28 protein-coding genes and 1 riboswitch are annotated in these 25546 nt (G+C 46.5%); of the genes, 4 read left to right on the top strand and 24 right to left on the bottom strand.

Annotated features, from left to right (window positions below; genetic code table 11):
• Nucleotides 1–159: 159 nt before the first annotated feature.
• The gene (locus PQ511_RS10210) at nucleotides 160–1131 is read right to left on the bottom strand and encodes a cell wall-binding repeat-containing protein (protein WP_273851778.1); all 972 of its coding nucleotides are present in this window, start codon (nucleotides 1129–1131) and stop codon (nucleotides 160–162) included.
• A gap of 191 nt (nucleotides 1132–1322) precedes the next feature.
• Nucleotides 1323–2672: a cell wall-binding repeat-containing protein gene (locus tag PQ511_RS10205; protein WP_273851777.1), complete on the bottom strand. Its 1350-nt coding sequence runs from the start codon at nucleotides 2670–2672 to the stop codon at nucleotides 1323–1325.
• Nucleotides 2673–2900: 228 nt separating this feature from the next.
• On the opposite strand from PQ511_RS10205, the gene PQ511_RS10200 reads away from it, so the two are divergent.
• The 4 genes from PQ511_RS10200 to PQ511_RS10185 all read left to right on the top strand — a co-directional run bounded on the left by PQ511_RS10200 (nucleotide 2901) and on the right by PQ511_RS10185 (nucleotide 5400).
• Nucleotides 2901–3812 (top strand): Nmad3 family putative nucleotide modification protein, encoded by a 912-nt coding sequence (locus PQ511_RS10200; protein ID WP_273851776.1) that lies wholly within the window; start codon nucleotides 2901–2903, stop codon nucleotides 3810–3812.
• A gap of 156 nt (nucleotides 3813–3968) precedes the next feature.
• Entirely contained in the window at nucleotides 3969–4586 is a 618-nt protein-coding gene (locus tag PQ511_RS10195) for a cell wall hydrolase (RefSeq protein ID WP_273851775.1), read from the top strand.
• Nucleotides 4587–4802: 216 nt separating this feature from the next.
• Nucleotides 4803–4967, top strand: coding sequence for a hypothetical protein (locus PQ511_RS10190; RefSeq protein WP_273851774.1), 165 nt, complete (start codon nucleotides 4803–4805; stop codon nucleotides 4965–4967).
• A 268-nt stretch (nucleotides 4968–5235) separates the two neighbouring features.
• Nucleotides 5236–5400, top strand: coding sequence for a hypothetical protein (locus tag PQ511_RS10185; protein ID WP_273851773.1), 165 nt, complete (start codon nucleotides 5236–5238; stop codon nucleotides 5398–5400).
• 80 nt (nucleotides 5401–5480) lie between these two features.
• On the opposite strand, the gene PQ511_RS10180 is transcribed toward PQ511_RS10185, so the two are convergent.
• The 22 genes from PQ511_RS10180 to PQ511_RS10075 form a co-directional block, all read right to left on the bottom strand.
• Entirely contained in the window at nucleotides 5481–6212 is a 732-nt protein-coding gene (locus PQ511_RS10180; protein ID WP_273851771.1) for an ATP-binding protein, read from the bottom strand.
• Nucleotides 6209–6694 (bottom strand): ECF transporter S component, encoded by a 486-nt coding sequence (locus PQ511_RS10175; protein ID WP_273851770.1) that lies wholly within the window; start codon nucleotides 6692–6694, stop codon nucleotides 6209–6211. Before PQ511_RS10175 ends, PQ511_RS10180 begins: the two co-directional genes overlap by 4 nt.
• A 3-nt stretch (nucleotides 6695–6697) precedes the next feature.
• Nucleotides 6698–7288 carry a cob(I)yrinic acid a,c-diamide adenosyltransferase gene (locus PQ511_RS10170; protein ID WP_273851769.1) on the bottom strand — a complete coding sequence of 197 codons (591 nt, stop codon included), beginning with the start codon at nucleotides 7286–7288 and terminating at the stop codon, nucleotides 6698–6700.
• An 18-nt stretch (nucleotides 7289–7306) separates the two neighbouring features.
• The gene (locus PQ511_RS10165; RefSeq protein ID WP_224590674.1) at nucleotides 7307–7741 is read right to left on the bottom strand and encodes a bifunctional adenosylcobinamide kinase/adenosylcobinamide-phosphate guanylyltransferase; all 435 of its coding nucleotides are present in this window, start codon (nucleotides 7739–7741) and stop codon (nucleotides 7307–7309) included.
• Nucleotides 7693–8304 (bottom strand): histidine phosphatase family protein, encoded by a 612-nt coding sequence (locus PQ511_RS10160; protein WP_273851768.1) that lies wholly within the window; start codon nucleotides 8302–8304, stop codon nucleotides 7693–7695. The genes PQ511_RS10165 and PQ511_RS10160 overlap by 49 nt, the downstream gene beginning before the upstream one ends.
• Entirely contained in the window at nucleotides 8262–9053 is a 792-nt protein-coding gene (gene cobS, locus PQ511_RS10155) for an adenosylcobinamide-GDP ribazoletransferase (RefSeq protein WP_273851767.1), read from the bottom strand. The genes PQ511_RS10160 and cobS overlap by 43 nt, the downstream gene beginning before the upstream one ends.
• Nucleotides 9050–10537: a cobyric acid synthase gene (locus tag PQ511_RS10150; protein ID WP_273851765.1), complete on the bottom strand. Its 1488-nt coding sequence runs from the start codon at nucleotides 10535–10537 to the stop codon at nucleotides 9050–9052. The genes cobS and PQ511_RS10150 overlap by 4 nt, the downstream gene beginning before the upstream one ends.
• Nucleotides 10534–11076, bottom strand: coding sequence for a bifunctional adenosylcobinamide kinase/adenosylcobinamide-phosphate guanylyltransferase (locus tag PQ511_RS10145; RefSeq protein ID WP_273851764.1), 543 nt, complete (start codon nucleotides 11074–11076; stop codon nucleotides 10534–10536). Before PQ511_RS10145 ends, PQ511_RS10150 begins: the two co-directional genes overlap by 4 nt.
• The gene (cobD, locus tag PQ511_RS10140; RefSeq protein ID WP_273851763.1) at nucleotides 11055–12131 is read right to left on the bottom strand and encodes a threonine-phosphate decarboxylase CobD; all 1077 of its coding nucleotides are present in this window, start codon (nucleotides 12129–12131) and stop codon (nucleotides 11055–11057) included. Before cobD ends, PQ511_RS10145 begins: the two co-directional genes overlap by 22 nt.
• On the bottom strand, nucleotides 12106–13071 hold the full coding sequence (cbiB, locus tag PQ511_RS10135; RefSeq protein WP_273851762.1) for an adenosylcobinamide-phosphate synthase CbiB: 966 nt from the start codon (nucleotides 13069–13071) through the stop codon (nucleotides 12106–12108). Before cbiB ends, cobD begins: the two co-directional genes overlap by 26 nt.
• Nucleotides 13068–14537 (bottom strand): adenosylcobinamide amidohydrolase, encoded by a 1470-nt coding sequence (locus tag PQ511_RS10130; protein ID WP_273851761.1) that lies wholly within the window; start codon nucleotides 14535–14537, stop codon nucleotides 13068–13070. The genes cbiB and PQ511_RS10130 overlap by 4 nt, the downstream gene beginning before the upstream one ends.
• 2 nt (nucleotides 14538–14539) lie before the next feature.
• A complete protein-coding gene (locus tag PQ511_RS10125; RefSeq protein ID WP_420541682.1) occupies nucleotides 14540–15580 on the bottom strand; it encodes a FecCD family ABC transporter permease in 1041 nt (346 codons plus the stop codon).
• The gene (locus tag PQ511_RS10120) at nucleotides 15564–16547 is read right to left on the bottom strand and encodes an ABC transporter substrate-binding protein (protein WP_273851759.1); all 984 of its coding nucleotides are present in this window, start codon (nucleotides 16545–16547) and stop codon (nucleotides 15564–15566) included. Before PQ511_RS10120 ends, PQ511_RS10125 begins: the two co-directional genes overlap by 17 nt.
• Before the next feature lie 136 nt (nucleotides 16548–16683).
• Nucleotides 16684–16867: riboswitch (cobalamin riboswitch) on the bottom strand.
• A gap of 98 nt (nucleotides 16868–16965) precedes the next feature.
• Nucleotides 16966–17376, bottom strand: a complete 411-nt coding sequence (locus PQ511_RS10115; protein WP_224590697.1) for a ferritin-like domain-containing protein — start codon at nucleotides 17374–17376, stop codon at nucleotides 16966–16968.
• Nucleotides 17377–17608: 232 nt separating this feature from the next.
• On the bottom strand, nucleotides 17609–20191 hold the full coding sequence (locus tag PQ511_RS10110) for an ABC transporter permease (protein WP_273851758.1): 2583 nt from the start codon (nucleotides 20189–20191) through the stop codon (nucleotides 17609–17611).
• Nucleotides 20188–20871 carry an ABC transporter ATP-binding protein gene (locus tag PQ511_RS10105; RefSeq protein ID WP_273851757.1) on the bottom strand — a complete coding sequence of 228 codons (684 nt, stop codon included), beginning with the start codon at nucleotides 20869–20871 and terminating at the stop codon, nucleotides 20188–20190. The genes PQ511_RS10110 and PQ511_RS10105 overlap by 4 nt, the downstream gene beginning before the upstream one ends.
• 96 nt (nucleotides 20872–20967) lie before the next feature.
• A complete protein-coding gene (locus tag PQ511_RS10100) occupies nucleotides 20968–21972 on the bottom strand; it encodes a sensor histidine kinase (RefSeq protein ID WP_273851756.1) in 1005 nt (334 codons plus the stop codon).
• A gap of 1 nt (nucleotide 21973) precedes the next feature.
• Nucleotides 21974–22663, bottom strand: a complete 690-nt coding sequence (locus PQ511_RS10095) for a response regulator transcription factor (protein WP_273851755.1) — start codon at nucleotides 22661–22663, stop codon at nucleotides 21974–21976.
• A gap of 319 nt (nucleotides 22664–22982) precedes the next feature.
• The gene (locus tag PQ511_RS10090) at nucleotides 22983–23660 is read right to left on the bottom strand and encodes a DsbA family protein (RefSeq protein WP_273851754.1); all 678 of its coding nucleotides are present in this window, start codon (nucleotides 23658–23660) and stop codon (nucleotides 22983–22985) included.
• Nucleotides 23660–24064, bottom strand: a complete 405-nt coding sequence (locus tag PQ511_RS10085; RefSeq protein ID WP_273851753.1) for a DoxX family protein — start codon at nucleotides 24062–24064, stop codon at nucleotides 23660–23662. Before PQ511_RS10085 ends, PQ511_RS10090 begins: the two co-directional genes overlap by 1 nt.
• A 54-nt stretch (nucleotides 24065–24118) precedes the next feature.
• Nucleotides 24119–24961 (bottom strand): M56 family metallopeptidase, encoded by an 843-nt coding sequence (locus PQ511_RS10080; RefSeq protein ID WP_273851752.1) that lies wholly within the window; start codon nucleotides 24959–24961, stop codon nucleotides 24119–24121.
• A gap of 1 nt (nucleotide 24962) precedes the next feature.
• Nucleotides 24963–25373, bottom strand: a complete 411-nt coding sequence (locus PQ511_RS10075) for a BlaI/MecI/CopY family transcriptional regulator (protein WP_273851751.1) — start codon at nucleotides 25371–25373, stop codon at nucleotides 24963–24965.
• Nucleotides 25374–25546 lie beyond the last annotated feature (173 nt).

Raw genomic sequence — 25546 nt, 5'->3', positions numbered from 1 at the left:
AAGCAAAACGAGCATGTCCCCTGCTCCTTCATCACCCTTCCATTTCTTAACACTAAGAGGATTATATAGGAGAAAAGGCGGATGCGCTATAGGCTAATTTTGTCGAATGGAATAAAAATAAAAAAAGGGTCAGACATGTGTCTGAACCCTTTGTAGGCCTTAATCAAATAAATGCGTGATGTCGTTTTCTACGCCAACACCAACGGCACTTTTACCACCAAGAATGGTGTAATATTCTGTACCACTCTCGCGGAAAAGTTCTTTCGCTTCATCAGATAGCCCGTCTTTTTTCGTTAATACAACTGGCTCAATACCATTTGCTGCATAAACAGACCCAGTTAGCGCATCTGCAAAACCTGCTCCAGTCGCAAGCGTTGCTGCGTAAGGCGGTCCGTAAAGCTCTTCCACTACTTTTACAGAAGTTTCATAGCGATTCGCTCCGGCAATGCGCTGACCATTTGGTAGCTTCTTCAGAACGTCGTTACTAATCACTGCCGTTCCACCAATCGCAAACGATTCTGTATAGTTTTTTAATGCCTCCGCTGTTTCAGCTGGCAATGATGTTGTTTTGGTCAGAAGGATCGGGCTGCCTTCAAGCGATGCAATCGCAGCAACCGATAGGGCATCAGGGTAATTAGCTCCACTTGCAACATACGCTGTTTCGAATGGAGAAGGGCTAAGTTCAGATGCGATTTTCGCTGCTGTATCGTAGCGGTTTTCTCCTGAGATGCGGTCATAATCGATGTTCATTTTCTTTAGCTCCGCTTCAACATCCTTCGAGATCGCCGTTGTGCCGCCAAGGATTGTGACATGCTCCACGCCAAAGTAGGTTAACGCTTCTTTTACCTTCGTTGGAATTGATGTTGTTTTCGTTAATAAGATCGGTGCATCCATCTCATAAGCAAGCGGAGCTCCAGCAAGAGCATCTGGAAAATCTAGACCTGTCGCAAAAACCACTTCAGGTGTATCGCCTTTGTCATAGTCGGCTTTCGCGATCTTCACCGCTGTTTCGTAGCGATCCGCTCCTTCGATTCTCATAAACTCAGGACCATCTGTTGCAGCTGAAGCAGCAGGAGCAATCAAGCTTCCCGCAAGGATAACAGTTGATAATAGACCAAGTGTTTTCTTCATTCGTTTCTTTTTCCCCTATCATTCTCATTTTCTCATGCAAAACGAGCATGTCCCCTGCTCCTTCATCACCTCTCCGATACTTACGCTAAGAGGATTATATACAGAAATGATTTGTTTGACTATAGCATTTTTTGTCGAATGGTAGAGTTCATGAAAAAAGACTCGGACGTTTGTCCAAGTCTTCTAATCTTTTAATCAAATAGGATGTTAAGGTCGTCTTCAACGCCTTCTCCAATGGCATTCTTTCCACCTAAAATCGTGTAGGCTTTTGTTTCCTTTTCAAGGAAAAGTTGCCCAGCTGGCGTTGAGAGTTTGTCTTTTTTTGTCAGGACAATCGGTTGAGACGTATCGGCCGCATAGACAGAGCCCGCTAGCGCATCCGCAAAGTTCATGCCTGTCGCTAGCGTAGCAAATTTCACCGGTACATCGAGCTGTTTGAGAACTTCAACGGATGTTTCATAACGATTGTCGCCTGCGATTCGCTTGCCTTCTGGGAGTTTTGTTAGCACGTCATCATCGATAACGGCTTTTCCACCGATGGCATAGGTGTGATCAAAACCGGATAGGGATTTTTCCGTTTCCGCAGGAAGCTCATTCGTTTTCGTCAATAGAATCGGGCTTCCCTCTTGTGCAGCGATGGAAGCAACGGATAAGGCATCCGGGAAGTCGCCGCCGTACGTCACGTACGCAGTTTCGCTCTGATCTAGTTTACTCGCAATTTGGGCAGCAGTATCATAGCGGTTTTCACCTGAAATACGGCTCGAGGCAATATTCATGTCTTTCAGTTCGTTTTCCACATTTTCCGTAATTGCAGATTCGCCGCCTAAAATGGTGACGTGATTGACATCAAAGTAACTTAACGCTTCTTTTACCTCATCAGGGATCGTATTGGTTTTTGTTAAAAGTATCGGAGCATCCATCTGATACGCTAGTGGCGCTCCAGCAAGGGCGTCTGGGAAATCGAGACCTGTCGCAAGAACAACTTCAGGTGCTTCCCCTTTTTCAAAATCAGCTTTTGCAATTTCAACCGCTGTTTCATAGCGATTGTCGCCTTCAATGCGCGTGATTTCTTGCTCGCCTGTCGCGATGGAAGCGGTGAAATGATATTCTTCCCCATTGTTTTTGTTGCTAGTATCCGAAACAGCAAAGTAATACGTGCCAGGAGACAGTGCTTCAAAACCGGCGTAGAAACCTTCTGCTGTATCCTTGTAGTCTGGTGTGACCTCATCTTGAGAGCTGTTGTAAATTGTCACCTTGAGATCAAGCGAGCTCGCATCTTCATATGTATCAGCGAAAAGGTCAACAGGAAGCGCCTCGTCTCCATCAATGACGACCTTATAGTAGTCTTGATCACGGTCCGTTAGTTTACCGATCGCATAGTCATTTAATGGTAGATGATTCGCCCAGTCAAAAGCATTGTTTGGTTCTACTTCCTCCATAAAGTGAAAGTCCTTTTGAGCAGTGTCGTTAGCCGAGGTCGCTGGAGCACCTAGCATCGTTCCTGCCAGCATAACCGACAGCAAGCCAACCGATTTCTTCATTTCAATCTCCCCAATCTGTTAATTTTTTAACCGATCCCCCAAACAAAATCTTCCATTTCCTTGTTCAGTGTGAAGTATATAGGAGATCAGTCGCTGTGGCTAGAGGGGATTCATGTTGTTTTTGTAAAAGCTCAAATAAATTTTTAGATTATTTTTACAATTAAAAGGGATGCTTGCTGAGTGTGACGAAAGGAGTATCCAGTCACTTCCAAAAAAGGAGCGGTACTAATGAAGCTTGTGCTAAGTCGAAAAGGATTTGATGCGGGTAGCGGCGGGAGGTTATCGCCGTATGATGAGGCGACAGGGAAATACGTTTGGCTGCCGATTCCTGAGCGGAAAGCGGTCTTTCAGGCGAGGATTCGGTATGATGAAATTCCGGTTGAGCGAAGGTATTTAGGGAGTGTCGTTGGGACGAATGTGAGTGATGTTTATCAAAAAATCTATCGAACTTCTAAGATTAAGGTGGGTAAAGGACAGCGGGAGATCGATGACCCGGATATTTATGCGCATTTTGATCCGATGCTTGGAAAGCCGCCATGGGTTCCAGAAACGAGTCAGCTTCAGATTGGAAGAGGATTTGGCCAGGCGAATGCAGCGCCACATTTGCGGAAAATGGATGTGGGGGATGGGGATTTGTTTCTGTTCTTTGGAGGGTTTAAGGCGATTGGGAAAGCTCGAAAAGGACATTTTCTGTATGGGTGGATGAAGGTAAAAAAGCGGATTGAAACGTATGCGGATGCCAAGGCGGCTTCGGAAGAATACGGGCTAGCTCGTCATCCTCATGTGACGAAGGGGGCTTTTTCAAAATTAAATTATGTATACGTGCCGGATGAGTGGTTGTTTGAAGACCTCGGGATACCTGGGTGTGGGTATTTTAAGACATTAAATGAAGGGTTGCGGCTGTCTGAGCGACTGGATGGGAAGCATGGCACATGGCGGTTGCCTTCGTTTATGTATCAGAATATTAGTCAGGTGCACCACAGTACCTGGCAACAGGATGATCATGGGTGCACCGTTTCGACGGGGATTGGGCAGGAATTTGTTTGTGCTAATCCAGGTGCTGATGGAGAAGCCTGGATCAGAGACCTGTTTATGCGGAATCAAGGGAATGTTTTTCGTGAAGGGATCAAAAGCGTGTGATTTTTTTGGGTACATGTGCCTTAATGAAAGTTAGAATCTGGATAAAACTAGACTTTTGATGGGAATTGGTAAAAATGAAGAAAGGTACTCCGTTCCATATCTTCCCTCTATTTCCTGTATTATAATGAGGGTTAACTTATTGAGAGGGGCTTGCTAATGAAATTTGTACATGTACTTGGTTCTCTGGTTCTTGCTTCCTGCTTTTATTTATTCTTCTTAGAGGACAATGCGGCTGCGATGATGGACACCGGTTCGAGAGGATCAGAGGTTGAGCACATGCAGAGGGTGTTGGAGAAACTCGATTACTTCCATACGACTCCCACGGGTTATTATGGTTCAGTAACGGAACAAGCGGTTCGTGATTTTCAGGCAGACTTTGGACTGAGCGCGGATGGCGTTGCAGGAACAAATACGCTGAACATGCTGAATAACCTTGAAATGATTGCGCATGTCGTACACGGCGAATCCCGCGGTGAAATTTATGAAGGCAAGGTGGCGGTTGCGGCTGTAATCTTAAATCGCGTTCAGTCATCATCATTTCCAGGCAGTACATACGGGGTGATTTACCAGCAAAACGCTTTTACGGCACTTAATGATGGCCAGTACTGGCTCACGCCTGATGCGTCTTCATACCGAGCTGCAAAGGATGCGTACTTCGGATGGGATCCATCTGACGGCGCGACGTATTACTACAATCCAAGCGGTGTGTCGGATGAGTGGATTTATTCGCGTGATGTGATTAAGACGATTGGGCAGCATGTGTATGCGAGGTAAAGGATGAGAGAGTAAATGCGATAAAGTCCGCCTGTGGTGGACTTTATCGCATTTTTGTTTGTGAAGGGGGTCAGGCTCGAGTCTGACCCCCTTCACACCGCTTTTCACTTCTTCACACATTCTTTGTTAATTTCTTCACAATTTCTTAACACACACAAGAGCGAAAACACGTTATGCTAGAGTCAAATGGTATAGTAAAGGAAGGAGGTTGTGTTCATGGGAGTCCAACTCCGTAAAGGCATGATTGATCGTCGAACCTACCTAATTCGTAAGCTACTAAACTCACCTGATAACCGAAATGACCTTAGTAAGTTACACAGTCTCACATTAACTGAGCTTGAGAAGATGTATGCGAATGATCGCCGTAAACAAACCTTGTAGTCGTTTTATTTAATAGATAAGGAACAGCGCATTGCACCTTTGGTGAACAATACGCTGTTTTTCTTTATATCCATGTACTTTTGAAGATGTTGCTCAGATAAATGTCTTTTTGGCTTGGTTGACTTTAAACCAATATAAGTTAGAATGGATACTCGGTTCCAATCAACCCGAAAATTTCCACATCTCTTGATTAGATCAATGCCAATTAAAGAGATGTGATGGGAATGATTGAATTAAGAACCGGCCTCAAAGGAAGGAGGTTGTCTTCATGGGCGAACAGTTCCGTAAGGGCATCATCGACCGTCGAACCTACCTCATTCGTAAACTACTCAATACACCAGACAATCGAAAAGATCTTACCTGGTTACATGAGCTCACGTTAACAGAGCTCGAAGCAAAATATGCGAAAGAAAATCGTAAGCACGTGCTGTAGGAAATAGATATGTTATAGATAAAAACCGAAGCATTGTCCGCCTCAGGCGGACAATGCTTCGGTTTTGTTTGTTGAGGGGGTCAGGCTCGAGCCTGACCCCTTTCAATTTCCACTCTATTAAAATGCTTACCAGATCGCTCTAACAGTTGCTCTCCCACCGCTCCATCATAGGCCACGATAAAACAAGTCGCTGGCCCAGAAGATTTCCGGAGATCAAGCTCAGAACGCACCATACTCTCCTCAACTTCCACACCATCTACAAGCTCAGCCAACTCATAAAGAATCCCTTTCGATCCAACTGGAAGAACGGCTTGAACACCTTCCTGCTCACTCATCCAGCGAAACAGTTCAAGCGGGGCAATTGAAACTTCTTCGTTCACCACTTCTTCTCCAACAAGCGGTTTGCCAATCACCGCGAATTTCGTCGCATCATCTAAGCGAACTTCCGGTAACTCGAGCTTTTGCTTCCCAATCACGACTACCCCGAGCGCTGACTGAAGCATCGGCATATTCGTTTCCGAGCTTCCTGTAATCGTGATTTCGTGGTCAAATCCAAGCTCTCGCTTCCCACGTTCCAAACCGCTCACAAGTGCTTCCCACTCCAAACCACCGCAAAAATTATGCAGCACAACGGAAACAGGAACGCCGCCAAGAGCGATGTTTTCCATCACCGCAACGCGAAACGCATAGTAAGAAACAACGTCATATGGCACTGCTACCTGATCTTGTTCTTTCATGCCAATCGCGCCACTGTTGTCACTCGTGATGATTAGCGTCTCGTTACCTACTCCAATAACTGTACCATCTCTCATAAGCTTGCCAGTCCCCTTTTCTCAAAAACCGGTACAAGCCGCGGAATTAAAATGAGCGCAAGAGCAAGATTCAGCACTGAGGCAATCATCAAACTCGGAACGATCGCCACGTAAAAGCCCGTTCCCAGAATAAATAGAAACGGAAGCGGCGCGACAAGTCCGTTTCCGATCGCAAACGTAGCGGAAGCCCACTTCGTCTTTTTCGCTTCATATAACATTCCAAACAACCACACAAGCACCGCCATCTCCCCTGCAATGACAAGGTGCATCGGCCCAAGCGGAAATCCGACGATCAGCGCAGATAACAGATGCCCGAAGCTTGCGATCAGTGCGCCACTTCTGTTTCCTATTAGAACTGCCGCAATAAGCGCTGGAAAGGCATCGAGTGCGATACTTCCTACGGCAGATGGCATTTTTAGAATGGCGCCAACAACGGAGAGCGCTATGAACATCGCAAGAAGACTTGCGCGTTTTCCAGACATGACTTACTCTCCTTTACGCTTTCCGCCGCGGAATACCTTGGCGCTTCTTGCGTACTCGATGTCTTTTACCTTTAAGCGGAAGTTGATGACGCGTGCGAGTGCGAAAAAGTAGTCGGATAGACGGTTTAAGTATTTCATCGGAACTGTTGGTACGTTTTCGGCTTGCTTCATCAATGTCACCACATGACGCTCGGCGCGACGCGTAATTGTTCGAGCGATGTGAATCGTTGCAGATGGCTTGCTTCCGCCTGGCAGGATGAATTTTTCAAGAGCCGGTGCTTCTTCAATAAAGGCATCAATTCGGTTCTCAAGATAAGTGATCGACTCTTCTTTCAGCTTCAGCTCGCGCTTTGGCGAGACGTTCGCAAGGTCGCCACCGCAGTCAAACAGCTCATGCTGAATTTTTTCGAGGTCGTCTACTAGATCGTTTAGCGACTCATTTCCAATATCACTTAGCTCGACAATTGCCTGTCCAACAAAGCCGTTTACTTCATCAACCGTTCCGTAAGCGTCGACGCGCACGTCATCTTTATCGACGCGGCCTCCAATAATGCTCGTTTTTCCTTCATCACCTGTTCGTGTATAAATTCTCATCCCTTTTTCCCCCTTTGATTATTTAAGCTGCTGATTTAGGCCATACCAGATGACGTCAACGCGGTCGGCGACGGCTGCGAGATCTTGATACGCCCATCCGGTTAGATCACGCCAATCGCGTTCTTCTTTTTCCATCGGTACAATGCCTTTTGTGATATCCGTGCCTATGATGACGACGGTTCGTTCATGACGCTCGCTTTCCCACGTGCGCCAGATCCCAAGTAGCGACTGCCAGATCGCTCGGCATTCTTCAAGTCCTGATTCGACCGTTAACCCCTTGAGCCACTGTTCTACTCCTTCTAGAACGACCACATCGCCATAAAAGCGACTCACATTAAGCGGAATTTTTGTTTGATCATAAGCCGATTTCCAGCAATGATCTTCGGTTAATCCGTAGAAGTTCTTCACCCATTTTGATTTGCCGTTATAGGCACCACCCGTAACGAAGTGCATCGCGCGTCCCTCCTTAGATCTTCTCGTTTCCATTCAAGTTCAACCGCTGAACCGTGTGGAACCTTCCAGTCCCAGAACGACTTCTTTTCAGGCGCATATTTCATTAACAAGTAGCGAATGACCCCACCATGCGTCGTTAGAATCACCTTTTTATTCAACTGCACATTCAGTTGTTCAACAAGTGCTCGAAATCCCTGATCAATTCGCTCCGTAAATTCTGTAAAACTTTCCCCGCCAGGCGGCGCTTCCGCAAGCGGATCAGACACCCAGCGCCGATACTGCTTATCATGTTCAAGGTCGACGTACGTTTTCCCTTCCCATTCGCCAAAGAGGATTTCGCGAAAAAGCGGCATCGCGATTGGTTTTCGATGCGGAAAAAGTCGTTTTGTCGTTTGCAGGCAGCGCTCAAGGTCACTCGTTACAATCAAGTCATAGTCATCTGTCACGTCCGCAAACTCGGCATCCTCACTAATGGAAGGGTTCGTCCATCCAATATAGGCGCCGCGCTTGTTCTCTTCCGTTACCCCATGACGAAATAATGTAATAACCACACGCTCATCCATAGTAGTCCCTCCATTCCTTCTACGCTCGCCCCAAGCACGTCTCCTGTTATGCCGTTAAACCAGCTGACGATTTTTCGTTTCATCCATAGCGCCACAATAAGAGTCATCAGGGTAAGGAGAACCGTTAGTCCCATCGCTTTGAGTGAAATCATAGCAGCAATGCCAATGATCAGCAGCCAATAAATCGGATAAATCCATAAGCAAGATCGCTTTACTCCTTTTTGAAAAAAAGCGGCAAGTCCCTCTGCTTTTGCCGGCTGAATCTGAACGAGAAAGATCCCCATCACACTTTTGCTAAAAAAGGGAACGAGCAGGACGAAAAGATACGTAAGATCACTTGCTCTCTGTGCGATTTCGTAGAGAAACAGAAATTTTGCAGCAAGAAGGATGATCACGGAAAGCACCCCGAACGCACCGGTGCGCGGATCTTTCATAATTTCCAGGCGTTTTTCAAGATCACGATAAGAAAAAAATGCGTCGCTTGCGTCCATCCACCCGTCCAGATGTAGGCCGCCTGTTAAGACGATCATAAACAGCCAGACAAAAAACGTGATCGAAAGCGTTGAGAACGGCGTCCACTGAAGGAGCGCGTAAAGAAGGCCTGACGCGAGCAATCCCTGAAACAGTCCGAGTAGCGGAAACGTTTGGACCGATCGCGTTAGCTGCTTTTGCCCCATTGGGATTTCACGCCGAATGGGAATGACGGTAAAAAACTGAAGGTTAATCAGCATTCCCTGCCATACGTTCATCGCTCCGCACCTGTGAACATCAATTCTTTGATGCGCTCCCATTTTAAATGCGACTTCAGGTCATTTGCGAGATCGTCGTACGTCTTTTCTTTCAGTTCCCTGCGGTTGATTTGTTTCTGCGGAGGAAGGCCATTTTTTACTCTAAGACCGTTCAACCACAGCGTTCGCCACGCATCATTATGAAAAAGATGATGCAAGTACGTCCCAATGATGCGACCATTTTCTCCATAGTAACCTTCTGAACGATCACCGAGCTTGAGGAAAGGGTTTGCCGGTTGGGTAAAAGCCGTATCACCAAGATGAATTTCATAGCCACTCATCGGCGCATCGAGATCTGTTGCCTCGTGAAGCGCACCCTCAACGCGGATCGTGGTTTTCTTTTCGTGAAAGAACGTTTTCGCTGGTATGAGGCCAAGTCCGCTCATTTTCGCACCCGGATTTCCAGTATCGGATCCGTGCTCATCGATTAATTCGTCCGTTAGCATTTGATAGCCACCGCAGATTCCAACGATGTGCCCACCACGTTTTTGGAACGTTTGTAACGCTTCGTCAAACCCTTTTTTCTTTAACCATGCGAGATCACTCATCGTGCTTTTCGTTCCGGGAATGATGATGGCGTCAGGTTCGCCAAGTTCACGTGGGTCCTGGACCCATCGCACCGTGACGTCTTCCTCGTTAAACGGCTCTATGTCGCTATAATTGGAGAGGAACGGGAGCTGGATCACCGCAATCTCTACCGCGCCATTTTTATGTAAAAAGCGATCCTGGAGTGAGAGCGAATCTTCGCCTTCAACACGATGATGAACGTATGGCAATACGCCGAGAATCGGGATGCCCGTTCGTTTTTCAAGCCATGTGATGCCGTCTTCGAAAAGCGCCGGATCACCGCGAAATTTGTTAATCAGGATTCCCTTTACTCGCGAGCGCTCTTCCTCCTCAAGCAGTTCGAGCGTGCCGACAATGCTCGCGAACACGCCACCGCGGTCAATATCAGCGACAAGCAAAACGGGAATGTCCGCCATCTCCGCTACTTTCATGTTCACAAGCTCACGATCTTTTAAATTCACCTCAACTGGACTGCCCGCCCCTTCCATCACGACAACGTCATACGCTTTCGCTAAGTGATCAAGCGCAAGGGAGATGCTTTCAAGTCCCATCTCGTAGTACGACTGACGGTAATCTTTTCCGGATAGCGTCCTGTAAGAGGTGCCGAACTTAATGACTTCTGCATGCTGGTCGGAGCGAGGCTTGAGCAAGATCGGATTCATCCAGACGCTCGCCTCTGTTCGCGCCGCCTCCGCCTGAGCGCCCTGCGCCCGTCCAATTTCTTTTCCTTCTATCGTGACGTACGAGTTATTGGACATGTTTTGCGATTTAAACGGGGCGACCGCATAATCTTCGTTTGCAAGAAGGCGACAGAACGCCGTCACGATTAGGCTTTTTCCAACATCTGATGCCGTTCCCTGAATCATGATGCCGTTCATACGCCTGCTCCTTTCATGAGTCGCGGCACGCCATTTTCCACTAAATACGCCTCGTCTGCTTCAGAGACAATCCATTGATGGAGCTCGCCAAGTTGCCGAGCATAACTCTCAACGCCGCTGGTTAACGGCTCAAATGTTAATTCATTGCTCACAATGATCAGGGCGTTTGCGCGTTCCCTAAGTTTTTCGATGCCAGACTGAATTTTTTGTTTCGTTTCCTGTTGCAGTGTGCCGTCTTTCTGAAACAGTTCATTTGAAAGAAGCGTCGTCACGCAATCAAGAAGGACGACAGAGTGTTCATTCAAACTTGCTGCCGCGCTTCCAATATCCGTTGGGCATTCCACTGTTTCCCATGGAACATTTTTAGCGGCGCGGTCGTGCTGGTGACGTCTGATGCGTTCCTTCATTTCCTCATCGCTCGGCTCTCCGCATGCGAGATAGTGAAGCGTACCTTGCTCACGGAGCGAAGCCGCTCGCCTTTCCGCAAAGCGACTTTTTCCACTTCGCACGCCACCTGTTATAAAAATGAGCTGCGCCATGTCGCTAACACCTCCATTAACCGATCGTTTTCGTCAGGCATTCGAACCGCAAATCGTAGCCATCTGCCATCAAGACCAGGAAAATTTTCCGTATGTCTTGGAATGATGCCATTTTTCATTAAAAAGCGCATGAGCGGTTCTTGATCGTCTCTTTCTGGGTCGCGCAGGAGATAAAAGTTGACGCTTGATTTCGAGTAAATAAAGTTCTTTTGATTAAAAAATTGAAAGCACCTTTCTCGTTCTTGTTCGATGAGATGATGGGTTTGTGCTACATAATCATGTTCTTCAAGACAGAGCTCGCCAGCTCTCAGTGCGAGAGCATTCACACTCCAGTGCGGCTGAAGCTTTTTGATCGCTTCGATCACGCGAGGATGCGCCATCACATAGCCGAGACGAAGTCCTGGAATGGCGTACATTTTTGTTAATGAACGAAGGATAATCAAGTTCGAAAACGTGTCGAGAAGAGATGAAAACGATGATTCATCGGATAAAAAGTCAGCGAAGGCTTCATCAATGATCACCGTGCAATCGTGCTGTTGGGAAGCTTCCAATATTGAAAGAACGGAAGCAGGATCGTAAGTAACGCCGGTTGGATTATTTGGCGTGCAAAGAAACACCGCATCGACGTACGGCAATTTTTCCGTTAAGTGAGAACCTAACGTCCATTCCCCTTCCGCGAGCGTGTGATACGTGACTTCGCATCCAGAACTCAGGCACGCTTCTTCGTATTCAGAAAAAGCCGGCTGAACGATGCAAACGCGTTTCTCAGCGAGAAAACGTCCGACAAGGGTAATGAGCTCAGCCCCACCGTTTCCGATCAGAAGTTGGTTCGCCTGAACATCATGGTGACTGGCGAGCTTAGCGGTTAATGTCACCGCATGTGGATCAGGGTACGTTGTCATCAGTTCAAAAGCGTCCTGCCATTTTTCTTTAAGAGCAGGCGGAGGCCCGAGCGGATTCAGGTTCGCACTGAAATCAATCGTTCGTTCAAGTTGGTCGATTTGGAGTGCTTCGTATAAGTAGTGAGCGTTAGCGCCATGTGATGGTAGCGTCAAAGAGTAGCCCTCCGATCCAGAGTAAGAGTAAAAAGAGAATGGTTGTGCGATTCATAATGGTGATGGCTTTTGGAATGTGGATCGCGCTTAGCTTCATGATCGGGTCTCCCATTCGCGCGCGGTTCGAGACAATGCCTTTGTACGTGTTTACCCCACCAAGCTGAACACCAAGAATGGCGGCCGTTGCCGCTTCGCCCCAGCCGCTGTTCGGGCTCGGATGCTGTCTCGCATCCCGAAACAGGACGTGCCACGCCCGACCGCTCGAGGTGTGCGCAGGCTTTTGGACAAGCATCATACAAAGACCGGTAAGCCGAGCGGGAATCCAGTTCACGACATCATCAAGCTTCGCTGAAGCGTATCCAAATGCTTCGTATTTTTCGTTTCGATAGCCGACCATAGAATCGCATGTGTTGATGGCTCGGTAGGCCATCGCGCCAACGCTTCCGCCAATGAGCGCCCAGAATAGCGGTGCAGTAATGCCGTCGCTTGTGTTTTCAGCGACCGTTTCAACCGTGCCGCGCACGACTTCACTTTCGTCGAGGTGTGCAGTGTCACGTCCGACGACCCAGGAAAGCTTTTCGCGCGCTTTCGTCATGTTGTTCGTTTGAAGAGGCTGATAGACGTCGAGCGCCGCACTTTTCAGGCTTTTTTGAGCGATGGTGGTGGCGATTAGAACGGCTTCATAGAAAATACCGACGAGCGTGTGCACGGCGTAAGCGAGATACACCGTAAAACCAGTTATCGCCATAACGATGATCAGTACGGTACCTATCATGAAGACCCCGTTTCGCTTGCGGTGGTTTCCGTGATTCCAATGTTTATCGAGAAAGCCAATCAGCATGCCAAATCCTTTCACTGGGTGCGGCCATTTTGGCGGATCACCAATCAGACGATCGAGGAAAAACGCCACCGTGATCGCTAGCAGGTGATTCAGAATCATCGGGACAGCCTCTTGCGATAATGTTCAAGCGCCTCTGTCGTAGACGCGTAAACGCCTTCGCTAATCAATTTTCCAAGCGTAGTGATGGTGCCCGCATACGCCTGATGCTCGCCCCGCTGCGTGGCTGCAATGAGGATGCTGTCGGTAGACGTTCCCGTCGCCGTGGTGCCTGTCACCGCGTCTTTTACTTGCTGGTCGTGTAGCACTTTGACCTTCGCTTCGGTTGCCGTCATGATACTTTGGATTAACGCTTCGTCGGTAAGCGTGCCGTTCACAAAAACCCACGTATTGATCGTGCCAGGGAGCGGCTCATAGACGTGTTCACGGCTTTTCGAGGCATCAACGGCATTGCCAACGCCAGCGGTGACGACGACAAAAACGGAAACGCCCTCGTCTTCGATGAAGCGATAAGCGACGTCTTCCAGTCGAACGGCCGTCATCATGCCGACCGTTTCTGTTGGATCGATGCCGTGATCTTCGAGAAAGCGGGTCATCTCCCCTTTGTGGTCGGAGCAGTTATACGTTTTATCAACGTGACGGTTCACGAATGTGCGGTACCAGCCTGTTCCTGAGCCGACGACGCCTGAAGACATCGTACGAAGAGGGAACCGTGCATGGAGCTTGATCATATCTTTTTGATGCGTGAGACATTTCTCGGTAATGTGCAGATCACTTAAATCCTCCGCTTGCTTTTCCGGTAGCAGCAGCATTTGCGGCTTTGGCACGGTTGGATGTGGATGTTTCTCAATTTTTGTACGATAAACGGACTGAATGCGCGCTTCGTTTAAGACGTCATTCGGTTTGTTGTGCAGATTGATTTTCCCGTTTTCAAGTAGGAGCAGTCGGTCGCAGTATAGTCCGGCCAAATTCAGGTCGTGAAAAATGGAAATCACCGTTATGCCCTGTTCGCGCGTCCACTTTTTTAATAGGTCGAGCAGTTCTTTTTGATAAGAAAGATCCAGGTGATTTGTCGGCTCGTCTAGCAAAAGAATTTCTGGTTCTTGGGCAAGCGCCTGGGCGAGAAAGACGCGCTGGCGCTCGCCGCCTGAAAGTTCGTTCACGTAGTGATCCTGGAACATTGAAATGCCGGTTTGCGCCATCGTGCGTTGTACGACTTCCTCATCATGTTCGCTCCACGATTGGAACCAGCCGGATTGGTGGGCGTAGCGGCCGAGCGAAACGGTTTCTTTCACGGTATAGGGAAAAGCCTGTTCTGCGTGCTGAGGCAGGACGGCGAGCACACGTGCCAGCTGTTTCGCTGAGTAGCTTGCGATCGGCTTTTCTTTTAGCGAAATCGATCCGGACTTTGCCTTTAAAATACCGCTAATCATTTTAAAAATCGTCGTTTTGCCGCTTCCGTTTGGCCCAACGATTCCGAGCAGCTCGCCTCTTTCCACCTCAAATGAGATGTTGTCGAGCACGTCGTGACCGGGATATCCTCCTGTAACAGATTGTACGCTTAGCATGCTTATCCTCTACTTTCTTTCCGTCTTCGAATTAATATAATCGCAAACACGGGCGCACCGATGAGCGATGTGATGACCCCAATCGGAAGCTCCGTTGGTGAAATGATTGTGCGCGAGATCAAGTCGGCAACGATCAGAAAAGCGGCGCCGAGTAAAATCGAGAGCGGAAGTAAATGGCGATGATCCGGTCCCCATAGAAGGCGCGTTAAATGCGGGATCACAAGGCCAACGAAGCCGATCGTTCCAGACACAGCGACGGCTGCTCCAGTTAAAATGGAGCCACCGATCAGAATCCATAGTTTTCGTTTGGCGACATTGACGCCAATATGCTGGGCACGTTCTTCCCCAAATGACATGGCATTGAGCTCTTTTGTGCTAAAAAGGAGAATGCCGGAGCCAATGAGGAAAAAGGGAAGCATAATTCCGATATACTCCCACCCGCGCATCGACACACTTCCAAGAAGCCAACCGATGATCTGTCTTAATTCCTCTCCCGTTAGCGCGATCATAAGAGACAGCAGCGAGCCTAGGAACGAGCTAAAGACGATACCGGTGAGAATGATTGTCTCAACGCGCATCGAGCGTTCGATTTGTCGCGCGAAAAAGAGTACGAGAAAAATTGTCAGAATCGATGCGGCGATGCTCATGACCGGGAGTGTAAACATGCCGACAAACGGAATCGATAAGTTTAAAAAGAGCACGAGCACGGCGCCGACTGATGCACCTGATGAAACGCCGAGTACATACGGATCGGCTAATGGATTTCGTAGTAAACCTTGAAAGGCGGCTCCTGCTATCGCAAGAGACGCCCCCACAAGACCTGCTAAAATGACGCGCGGCAGGCGAATATCCATCACAATCGTCGTAAACATCGGATCCGTTTTTCCTAAGGAAGGAAGGTGAAGCACTTCTGTTCCGATTAATTTTAAAATCGTGAGCACCGGAACGGAAACGGTACCGATGGAAATGCCAAGTAGCATGGCGACGATTAATAGCGCTGTGGCAATCGGGTAGGCAATGAAGCGTTTATTCAGCAAAAACATCCGGGTAAACCGCTTTTGCAAGTTCCTCTACTCCTTCAACAAGACGAGGGCCTGAGCGCGTCACGAGGTCAGAGTGCACATCGACAACCTGCTCTTCTTTCACAGCCGTTACGTCCTGCCAGCCGTCGCGGCTTAACACTTGCTTGATCGGATTCTCTGTATAATAACCGTACGTTGTGATGATCACGTCTGGGTTTGCTTTAATGATCGCTTCTTGATCAATTTGATTCCAGCCGTCCTGGTCATGCGTCACGTTCTTGGCGTGAATCATTGTCAGCATGTCATCCATGAACGTGTTTTTTCCTGGGGAGAAGATCTCCGGTGCAGGTGCAACTTCAACAAAGACGTTTTTCTCATCGTCTTCGCTGATGCTTTCCGCTTTTGCTTGAATGTCTTCAAGCTGCTGCTTCATGTCACTAATGGTTGTTTCAGCTTGTTCGGTTTCTCCTGTAGCTTGTCCAATCATTTCGATCGAATCATACACGCCGTCAAAGCTTGTCGCGTCGTTCACAACGAGAACAGTGATACCTGCGTCTCGAAGCTGTTGAAGACCGGCTTCTGAGTTATGCGCGCTTGAGCCGTGGGCAAGTACAAGATCCGGCTTCAGTGAAATGATTTTTTCAACGTTAAATTCCATGCCGCCAATTTTTTCAATGTCAGCCGTTTCTTCGGGATAGTTCGCAAAATCAGAAACACCGACTACTTCTTCTCCTGCGCCAAGGTCGAAGAGAATTTCCGCGTTACTTGGAATGAGGGAGACGATTTTCTCAGGATCTTTCTCGATCGTGACTTCCTCATCGAGCGCATCGGTAATGGTTACCGGGAAAGCGCTATCTTTTGTAGATTCAGCTTGTTCCGTTGAAGCAGTTCCATCATTTGTTGCACTGTTTTCCTCGTTTGCACCGCAACCTGCGATGATGCCTGTCACGAGAAAAAGGAAAACGAGTAGTGAATAAAGCTTTTTCATGTGTGTTTCTCCTCCTGTAGTGTGATGTCTCTAAACTAAAAAAAATCCCCACGCCGGAGGGCATGAAGATGGTCGAATGGAAGTAACGGTCCATAAAGGCACCTGAATCCGTTCGCACATCCCTATCCTCGTAGGCTGTTCGCGCTTGATTCAGGCAGGTCTCCTGGCTCATGGTTATCGCGTGCTGCTCCTTCCCATTCGTTGTGCGAACAGTGGATGCTGCAGCAAGCGACCATTTACAGTGGCGGGACCGCGCTGGAATTGCACCAGCTTCCCTATTAAGTCTTTATTGAAAAGACACCTGAATCGATCACTATGAAATTTCGTAACACGTTCATTATACATGATTGTCTGAGTGGGGGGAACTGTTGTCTTTTTTGGGGGTCAGGCTCCTCCCTGGCACCGCACGACTTTCTTACTATCTTCTCTTCGTTAAGAAATACAAAAACCAGACAGCATGGTTTTGCTCATCTAAAGCTGCTCCAGTAAAGGCCTCTTTGATAAAAGGATTATTCGTTTGATCGGCCACTCTTCGATAGAAATCGGCTGCGTTTTGCTCATCGTTCAGAGAGGCATCAAGGCCCGCCCAATAGTTTGTCGGACATTCCTCGGTTAGCTGAGGGGAAGGCTCTTGACCCGTCAGTTGGGTGTAAATGGACTTGAACAATTTAAAGTGTCTTTTCTCGTCTTTTCGTATTTCAAGGATACGATTTCGCTCCGTTTCATTTGGAGCGAGCTGAGCTAACTTTTTGTAACACTGAATGGCGCTATATTCTCCGTTAATGGCCGTCGCAATGTCTTCTTCGAGGGTGCGATAGTATGGGTACATGATCGAACTCCTTTTGGGGATGTGATAGGCACAGTATATGGGAGGGGGGTCAGATTCGAGCCTGACCCCCTTCGTTTTCGTTCACATCGATCACCTCTCTCTGTCATCGCTTCGAAGGGAATTTCGTCCATGCAAAAAGCAGCAAAAGTGTCTTTGCATCGAGGACACTTTTGCTGCTTTTGTCTTTTTGTGGGGTCAGGCTCGAGCCTGACCCCACCACTCAATAAAATACTTACACATTCTCCTGCTTTAACGTATCCACAATATTGTTCTTCTCTAATTTCTTAATCGAATAGAACATGGCGGCTCCGACGATGATGAAGATCGCGATGATAACGAAGAGAAGACTCATCCATGGAAGGGTGAACCCATAGACAAACGTACTTCTAAATGAGAGGTACATCAGGAACATGAGAGCAATGCTGATTGGAATTCCGTAGAGGATTGCTTTCATGCCATAGAAGATGCTTTCATAGTTCATCATTTTATTGAACCCTTTGGGGGTCATCCCGACGGACTTTAGCATCGCGAATTCTCGCTTACGCAGAGAAATGCTTGTCGAAATCGTATTGAAAATATTTGCGATAGAGATCAGGGAAATTAACGAAATAAAGCCATATGTGAACACCGACATAAACAGAATCATCTGCTTGTCACGCTGTCTACTTTGGAAAACATTATAGACACTCAGATTCGTTCCTTTCTCATCTTCAATCGCTTCTTGTGTTGCCATTGGATCTGAGCTATTCATGTAGAGGTAAGTTTGGACGTCTTCTTGGAGGTCTTTATCGATCAACTGATTCATTGTTTCCTCAGACACAATGACGTCAACTCCACCGGCGCTCGTCGTACTCACTCCCATTGGCACCTCATCTGTTAACGCGCCAACCTCGACTTTGTTCCGGAACGTTTCTTCTTCTGTTTCATAGTTCATCGTATATAGGTCGATGCTTTCTCCAGCTTCAATGTTAATAGACTTGCTTTCCTTAAATTGACCTGTCTCTTGATCCAAATAAGAGATGGTCTTAATGACAATGCCAGTTGGTTTCTCTGAAGCCTTGAGCTCCTCTGCATCAACGCCAACTTTTTTCGCATAGTCCTGAAAACTTTGCTCTTCCAATCCATGCAAAACCATGTAATATGGATATTTTCCATCCTTGAGAAGGCTCTCATCCTGCGGAACATTTTCTTTTAAAGCTTCAGGGATCGCGTCTTGATCGACATACGTGTTGACGCTCAATTCTTTCATGATGCTAGATTTCGTTATATTCTTAAGTCTTGTATAAGGCTCAAGGTCCCTTTCATCTACTCCGCTTCCCCATACTTGAATATCAAAATTAATGTTTTGCTGAGATAGCTCAACTGATTTTTCTAAATTCGACGTAAAATAGGACACAGATAAGAACAGGATAATGCTGATCACAAGTGAAAACACGGTCACCTGATACCTTCTTTTATTCCGTTTTAAATTCTTTAAGCCGATTTCCGCTTCAATTCCAAATAATTTTCGAACCAGCTTTGACGTTTTGACAGTTTTTCCAGTTAGCTTGATATCCTGCGTTTGTCGAATGGCATCAATGGCAGAAATCTTTGATGCTTTTCGAGCTGGTAAATAGGATGAAATAAAGATCGTGATGATTGAAATCACGCAGGCGATGAGAATGGATAGCGGTGTCACGACGACTCGAAACTTCTCGGAAATGCCGAGAGCTCCATCGAGAAATCCGTTAATGAACATGAACGTAGCCGCTATTCCAGCAAGTCCAGCAAGAATACCAAGCGGAATACTGATTAAGCCAATCATCGCTCCTTCAAAAAAGACCGAAGTTTGCTTTTGACGTTTCGTTGCTCCAACACTCGACAGCATGCCTAAATGTCTAGAGCGTTCGGAAACGCTAATCGCAAATGCATTGTAAATCAACGCCACGGACCCAATAATGATGACAGCCATAATAATACCTGATAACAGGAGCATTGTTTTTAAGAGGTTATCATTATCCGTCACGCCATAGTAGCGAAGCAGTTCATCATTGAACGTGACGTTTTCAATATTGTTTTGTTTCGCAAGCGTTTCTGCATGTTCATAAAGAGATCGTTTCACTTTGTTCAAGATCACAACGGCATTAACGGTATCCTTGCTATTCATGAGGTTTTGGTCGACGTAACTAATCGCTGTATAACCAGGTGCCCACGGTTGTTCCCATGTAGGACGTTTCATTGTTCCTACAATGGTGTACGTCTTTGATTCCTTTTTTTCAAATGCCTCACTTGTGCCTTCCACATCCTTTTGCAATGGATCATTTTGAGAAAACGGCTGTGCCTCGCCTTCCATCTGACGTTCCCCGATGTCTAACGTAAGCTGATCGCCAATGCCTTTTTTCATGCCAGAGTTTGCGGCAATATCTTCCGACAAGACAATTTCATTGTCATTTTTTGGCAAGCGTCCTTCGCTAATTTCGATTGGAAAGTTGTTAAATCCTTGCTCATTGTATTCTTTAATAAATAAATAAGGCTTGCTTTCATTTTGTGGTTTGTCTAATTCGGCATACCCTAAATCATTGGCAAGAATCAAACGACTGGTCGCTTCGTCACTTTCAATCGCCTCAATTTGATCCGTATCGACGTTTTTATATTGGACGTGCCATTCGCCGTCGGTGGCGATCGACTGTCGTTGCAGGAGATCCATGAATGAGACGCCAAGCGTGGCGACCGCTGTCACCATCGCGACAGAAATAATGACGCCAATGATCGTCACGAGCGTCCGCCTCTTGTTTTCTTTTAAATGCCTGACAGTTAATTTGTTGACGATGTTCATGGACGAATCACCTCGTCTTTGGCAATCCTTCCATCTTCAATGGAAATAACGCGATCAGCTTGCAACGCGATGCGTTCATCATGTGTAATGACAATCAGCGTTTGATTATACGTTTTATTAAACATTTTCAGTAATTCCATAATTTCGCTGCTGTTTTGACTATCCAGATTTCCGGTCGGCTCATCCGCGAGCATAATCGACGGATTACTAATGAGCGCTCTTCCAATGGAAACCCGCTGCTGCTGTCCTCCAGATAACTGGTTTGGCAAATGGCCCAGTCGATTTTGCAGGCCAAGCGTGTTGACGATATTCTCCAGCTGTTTCGGATCAACTTTATGTTCGTCTAATAGCATGGGAAGAGTAATATTTTCTTCGACAGATAAGATTGGGATTAAGTTATAAAATTGATAAATCAGTCCAATTTGTCTTCTTCTAAAAATGGCCAGCTGCGTTTCATCTAGCTCATAAATATTTGTGTTATCAACAAGAACATTGCCGCTTGTCGGTCGATCCACACCGCCAAGCAAATGCAGCAACGTTGATTTTCCTGAACCAGATGGCCCAATAATGACCACAAATTCTCCTTTTTTGACTGTAAACGAGACATCATCGAGCGCCTTCACGGCCGTTTCTCCTTTACCGTACACTTTAGACAGATTTTCTATTTTTAAAATATCCATTGCAGATTCCCCCATTAATTTGTTGTACCTTTAGTCTATCTGCCTAAAATGACGGTAAAGTGACTCTTAAGTGACAGTTTGGTCACCTGGCTCTTTTTAAACCACTTGCTTGTAAAACTTGATCGTAAACTCGGTGCCTGCGCCTTTCTCACTTTTTACTTCAATATCACCATTCTGGCTTGTCACAATGCTATATGCCATCGCAAGACCGATGCCAACACTGTCATCACCAGCGTTCTTTCCCCTGTAAAACCGCTTAAAAATATATGGGAGATCTTCTTTCGGAATGCCGTCTCCATTGTCAGCAATCGTCATTTCTGTATAGAGCGGATTATCGGTATAGGAGATGGCAATCGTTCCTCCTTCTTTGGTATGCTCGACGCAGTTTTTCAATATATTTAGGAGCGCCTCAGCCGTCCAATTGAAATCACCAACAAACGAGACCGCGTCATCTCCCGTGATCGTGAGAGTTTGCTGTTTAATATCGACTGGAATGAGGATAGGCTGAACGGCCTTCTGGATCACCTGGCGCGGAGAAATGTGCTCTTGTTTAAACGTAATTGTCCCGGCATCGATCTTCGATAATTTTAATAAAGAAGAAACGAGCCATTCAATTCTTTCTAATTGAACGCGAATGTTCGTCGTGAATTCGACCCGCTTCTTCTCATCTAAATTCGGATCACTCACTAAATCCACCATCACCAGCATGGAAGTCAGCGGGGTTTTAAGCTGATGAGAAATGTCTGATATGGCGTTCATTAGTTTCACTTTGTCTTCCTGTAAATGGCCGTGCTGCTCTGAGAGCATCATGGTCACTTTATAAATGTCATTCTTTAAAATGCTAAGCTCGCCCTCATGATTGTTTCTGACATCTAAGGTGTAATCGCCATTACTAATTTGCCTTAAGTAGCCCGAAAGCTGCTCAATTTCGCGGTAGCGCCATCTTGTGAAAAGCACAAAGCTACCGACAAGCAGGATCGAAGTAATGAAGGTGAAGAGCGCCGCGCTAACAGAGAGTGTAAACGCAGCAAGTACGGTGGCGAGCACAATAATCCCTGAAAGAATGAGAATAAAAAGTTGAATTTCACGATTACGCCACACCTTAATCACCCACCTTATACCCTAAACCACGAACGGTTTTAATGATTTTTGGGCTTTGTGCGTTGTCCTCCAGCTTTTCTCGGAGACGCTTAATGTAAACTGTTAACGTATTGTCGTTCACAAAATCACCAGCCACATCCCAGATCCGCTCTAGTAGCTGATTTCTCGTTAAAACTTGGCCAACATGATTGGCGAAAATAAGGAAAAGCCTGTACTCGAGAGCCGTGAGGAGCACTTCCTCTCCTTTTTTGTATACCTTCCCTTCGAGCATATTGATCCGAATATCTTCGATCGTAATGATGTTTGTTGACTGTGGCTGTGGCTGCTTACTGTAACGACGCAACACCGACTTAATTCGTGAAAGCAGCTCACGAATGCGAAACGGCTTTGTGATGTAATCATCCGCCCCCATATCAAGACCCATCACCACATTCACTTCATCATCAAAGGCTGTCAGAAAAATAACCGGAACGTCCCGACGTTTCTTCACAAACTCACACAGATCATACCCACTCCCATCTGGTAAGGATAAATCAAATAAGCACAAATCGATTTTATGTAATTGCTCCGTAAGCACGTTCCTTGCCGATTCAGCATCATGGCAAACAATCGTCTCATACCCCTCGTTTTGCAAAGAATATTCAAGCCCTGTCGCAATCGTTTTATCATCTTCAACCATTAAAAGTTTCAACTATAAGCACCTCACTTTGGTTTGTTCTTTGATGGGGTCAGGTTCGAACCTGACCCCTTACTTTACCAATCCCTTAAAACCCTCTACTCATAAGGCTTCGAAGCACTGAGTGCTTTTATACAATCTGAAAAGCGTCCCTGTAGGAGGAACACTTTTTACGTTTTGTCATTTGAGGGGGTCAGGCTCGAGCCTGACCCCCTGCCCTTCTCCCTCACTTTCAATTGTACAATATTTACATCACATATCCATTTGTACTTCACAAAAAAAGCCGTCAGTGACTCACACAAGGTGAACCACTAACAGCTTCTATTATCTATCCCTACTTCGCTTCCTCAACCATTTCTTTCAAATCCTCGATCGTCTGCCCTTCAAACGGTTCACCGTTTACGAATAGCACAGGCGTGCCGCTGACGTCTAGATCCTTCGCACGTTTCAGGTCGTACTCCACTGCCTCTTCTCCTGCACCATCTTGAAATGCGGTAAGTACTTGCTCTGCTTGTTCTTCATCAGTGATTTCTTTCAACGTTTCGACGAGGTAATCTCCTGTATAAATATCCTCCTGCTCCGTTCCTTCCGTTTGCTTTTCGTACATTAAGTGATGAAATTCCCAGAAAACATCGTTGCCCAGCTCTTGGTACACGACTTCGGCAAATTCCGCCGAGCGATTGGAATCCACATTAATAAACGGATAGTTGATGAACGTAAATTTTATATCGCCTGTTTGGATGAGCTCCTGATCAATTTGTGGAAAGAAGGATTGCTCGAACGCTTTGCAGTAAGGGCATTTGTAATCACCAAATTCAATCACTTCCACCTTGGCCTTTTCATCTCCAAGAAAAGGCTGGTTCATTGCTTCTTCACTCAATCCGTTTGAATTAGAACCGCTCGCCATTACGATCACAATGACAACCACCACAGCTACCGCAGCCGCTAATCCGTACATCCACGCTTTTGACTTCGTTGTTGGGTTCTTCTTTTTATTTTTCGAATTTGCCATTATCCTTGTACCCCTTTCGATTCTTTTGAAAAAAGTTTGCTGTCGACAGAAATGGTTCCGCCACCGCTTATGAGGAGCGCAAGTGACATACCAAGAAGCGCGAGATCAAGCTCATAGCCTCCAATAAATCCGGTTCCGCTTTTTACAGTCACAATCGCGCCAAGCATAACGACGATAAAAAATGCCGCGACAACACGCGTTCCTAGTCCTAAGATCATGAGAATACCTCCGATCAGTTCAATCGTAGCAACGACGTAAGCTAATCCCCCACTGATCCCAATGCTCTCAAAAAATCCTGCAGTATTCTCGATCCCACCTGCAAACTTATCAAATCCATGAACAGTAAATATGAGGCCAAGCGCAAGACGAAGGACGATCAGGCCGGCGTTCGATGATAATGTCATAGCTGAATTCTCCTTTTTACACTACATCACGTAGTGTTTATATCCGAAAAAGAATTAGGGTGTCGCCATTGTAAACATGACGGTTAACCCTAAGACGATATAAATCGAATAGACTATGGTTCCTACTGGTAGCGTAGCGTGAACTTCTTTCTCAGGAGAAAGAATGTGCTGAATGCGATCGTTGACCGACGTATCGGCAAACGAAACGGCAAAAGCGTGGCGCAACCGGTGTTCATTTTTTAATAATTTTAAGAGCGCACTACTCAGGTCGACCACATTATTCGTTTGTTGCATCGCAAATCGATCGGCCTCAATTTCTCTAAGTGTTTGATAGTGTTTCGATACCCATTTGAGAATCGGCACATACCAAAGCGAGGTAAAGAGAAGCGTGATGAAAAACTTTTTTAACGGGTCGCGATGCTGCTGATGAAACTGTTCATGACAAATAACAGCGCGAAGCTCTTCTTCCGTCAGCATGTTTACAAGCGCCGTTGAAAGAACGATTTTTGGTTTTATGAAACCATATGTAAGGGCGATTGGTGCGTCGCTTATGATCACATTAAGCGAATGACGCAGGTCAAATTGCTCAATGATGTGGTTTGTCATTGACTCATCCGAGAGCACGGTCAAGCGCTTTGAAAAAGTAACGTAGCGCACGATTTGCTTGACCAGTGTGATCAAAACAAGCCCAACTGTTGAAAGAATGAGCATTTCTAGCATCACGTTCATCGATGATATCCCGATCGCTCGAAACAGATTGTGACACGCTTCAAGAACGGTGAACATCAGATTCCAGTTTGAGAAAAGATGAAGACTGTACATCGCCATTTGAACGATCAGAGCGGCAACGAGAAAAAAAGACAGCGTAAAAACGAGTTCCGGCCGTTTGATTTTCATCTTACTTCTCCTTTAACTGCTTGATTTTTTGCTCAAGCTTTTCAATCAGAACGGGATCCGCTTCCTCAAGGGCATCAAGCATGTGATTCACAGCAAGTGGACCGAACTCATCCATTAAATCTTGCGTGAGCTCCTTCGACTGCGTTTGTAAAAATTCTTCCTTAGAAAATAGCGGCTTGAACATCGAGGTTCGCTTCTCTACCCTCTTCTCTAGCACTCCTTTATCCACGAGACGGTTCATTACCGTCATCACCGTGTTAAAATTCGTGCTCTTTTCCTCATCAAGCTTTTTCTTCACATCTTTAATCGACATCTCAGGTCCATTCCAGAGAATATCCAATATCTTCGCTTCAAGCGAACCAAAGAAGCGATTCAACCCTGTTTCATTTGTCTTGAACTGCTGAATTTTCATCGCGTCCACCTCACACTACATAGTGTAGTTTAAAAGGTTTAAAGGGTCAAGAGGCATTGGGAGTGTTCTTTAAGGGGGGACAGCTGTGTGTAAAGGGGGTCAGGCTCGAGCCTGACCCCCAAAAGCAAAAACAAAACCTATTTTCCTATTAGCCCTCTCTTCTTCCTCTCTTC

This window comes from Guptibacillus spartinae (genome assembly GCF_028610625.1).
GTDB classification, from domain to species: domain Bacteria; phylum Bacillota; class Bacilli; order Bacillales; family Guptibacillaceae; genus Guptibacillus; species Guptibacillus spartinae.
This window is presented reverse-complemented; position numbering and strand designations above follow the sequence as displayed.